The sequence below is a fragment of the Streptomyces sp. MB09-02B genome, from assembly GCF_033794485.1.
Taxonomy (GTDB): Bacteria; Actinomycetota; Actinomycetes; order Streptomycetales; family Streptomycetaceae; genus Streptomyces.
In genome coordinates this window covers 1-2,058 of sequence record NZ_JARGEE010000775.1, presented here as the reverse complement: position 1 = coordinate 2,058, position 2,058 = coordinate 1, and the positions used below count along the sequence as shown (strand labels likewise).

At 69.6% G+C, this 2,058-nt stretch carries 2 protein-coding genes; one reads left to right on the top strand and one right to left on the bottom strand.

The annotated features are described in order from the left end of the window. Positions 1-188 precede the first annotated feature (188 nt). Complete coding sequence (locus P1P70_RS43925) at positions 189-878, bottom strand: ScbR family autoregulator-binding transcription factor (RefSeq protein ID WP_319248009.1); 690 nt, start codon at positions 876-878, stop codon at positions 189-191. Positions 879-1,238: 360 nt separating this feature from the next. On the opposite strand from P1P70_RS43925, the gene P1P70_RS43920 reads away from it, so the two are divergent. After that, a complete protein-coding gene (locus P1P70_RS43920; protein ID WP_319248007.1) occupies positions 1,239-2,024 on the top strand; it encodes a response regulator transcription factor in 786 nt (261 codons plus the stop codon). The last annotated feature ends 34 nt before the right edge of the window (positions 2,025-2,058 follow it).

The following is a 2,058-nucleotide window of genomic DNA, read 5'->3' as shown; positions in this document are numbered from 1 at the left end:
AGGTTGTTGTGCTAGGTGTTCGGCACTACAATGTGTATGTGACTGGATTAGTAATAATGTTTTGTCATCTTCATTGTTTTTTTTTTTAATATTACGGCGGCCCACCCAATCTCTAAATGGCTATTTGTCGGGAGCGCCAGATGTGTGTAAGAGGGGAGGGCGGCAGGGGCCGGCCTGCCCGGCGGGCGTCAGCGAGGGGCGTCCCCGGCGGGCGTGCACTGCCCCGCGGCACCCGGCACGCCCGGCACGCCGGACGCCTGGGGGCCCGTGCCGCCCGGATCGAGCTGGCCCAGGGCGCGCCGGGCGGCCACCGCCGGCAGCAGCAGCTGCCAGAAACCCGTGATCGAACGGTGGGACAGCCAGTTCCTGTCGCCTCTGTTCAGCACCTCGAACCCGGTGGTCGCGGCCACCACGGTGGCCACCAGCTGCTCCCGGGACACCCCCGCGGCGAGCGCTTTTTCGTGCGCGGCCTGTGCCACCAGCGCCTGCACGCACCGCTGCCACTGGCGGTGGAGGCTGAGGCCGCTGTGCGGCGGGCCCGTGGCGCAGTTGAGCTGGAACCCGGCGCGCACCACCACCTCCCCGTGCAGCAGGTGCGCCAGCGCGTGCGAGAGGTTCACCAGCGCCTGCAAGGCGTTCACCCGCACCAGCCCCGCGTCGTCCGCCGCCCGGCGCAGAGAGCGGGCGGCGGACGTCTCCACGGCGTCGGCCACGGCGGCCTTGTTCACGAAGTGGAAGTGCAGGGCCCCCCGGCTCACACCGGCGCCCGAACTGATCTCGTCCAGGCTGGCTCCGGCATAGCCGTGCCGCTCGAACAGCTCGGCTGCCGAGTGGATCAGAGCGCTGCGGGTACGGGCGGACCGCTCCTGTTTGCTCACTGGTTGGCTCCCGTTGCGAACGTATGGCTGCCTAGCGCATATATAAAACCAGTATGACGGTTTAATTTCTAGCTCTGGGTCCACCCGCCCCCCCAATGGCCGGGTATCGATCATTCCGCTTGGCGGACCGGCCGCCGCCGGCGGGGGGCGCGCCGGCGGGGACCGTGCACGCGAGGGCCGCCCCGGCACCCCGGGGTGAGCGGGGCGGAACCGGCTCGCTGCGGACCGCCGGCCGGGGAGGTGAGGCCCCGGAGGACTCCGGGTGAGGCAAAGACTTTGACAAACCGCATGCGCGGTTTGTAATGTCGGTTCAAAGGTCTACTTGGGATGCGCCTGGTGCGCGGACATGGGGGAGACACGATGGATGGGCAGTCGACGGACCTGCTGGCACCGCGGATACCGCGGCACCGCGACTCGGAGCCCCCGGTGGGGGATGCCTCCGGCGTAGCGGGGGCGGGACCGGTGGCCCGTCCCCGCCGGGAGGCCCTGCGCATCCTGGTGGTGGAGAACGAGGCCCGGGCCGCCGACTCCCTGGTGCTCGGCCTGCGCCGGCACGGTTACCGGGCGGAAAGCGTGGCGACCGGCGCCAAGGCACTGCAGGTGCACGGGAGTGCGGACCTGATCCTGCTCGACCTCGATCTGCCCGACCTGGACGGTCTCGAGGTCTGCCGCAGTATCCGGGCCACCTGTGAGACCCCGGTCATCGCCGTCACCGCGCGGGACTCCGAACTCGACCGGGTGCTGGGCCTGCAGGCCGGCGCGGACGACTACATGGCCAAGCCCTACGGCTTTCGTGAACTGATGGCCCGGATGGAAGCCATCATGCGCAGGGTCAGGCCGTCCCAGCCCCTTGAGCAGGTCATCCTGCGCGGCCCGCTCAGGATCGACGCCGGCACACGCGAGATCCGCCTCGACGGGCGGTCCGTGGAGGTGACGCGCAAGGAGTTCGACCTGCTGCACCTGCTGGCGTCCCAGCCCGAAACGGTCATCTCCCGCAAGCAGTTGATGACCCAGGTCTGGGACGACTCCTGGTCGCGGCCGGGGCGCACCATCGACACGCATGTGAGCAGCCTGCGCAGCAAGCTGGGAGCCAGCACCTGGGTCATCACCGTGCGCGGGGTCGGCTTCCGGCTCGGCCATCCCTGACACATCCGCCCCGCCCGCCCCGCCGGCCATGCCC

Bases quoted from the DNA above. Each gene is read 5' to 3' on its own strand.
- P1P70_RS43920 (WP_319248007.1), top strand. From the start codon at position 1,239: ATGGATGGGCAGTCGACGGACCTGCTGGCACCGCGGATACCGCGGCAC.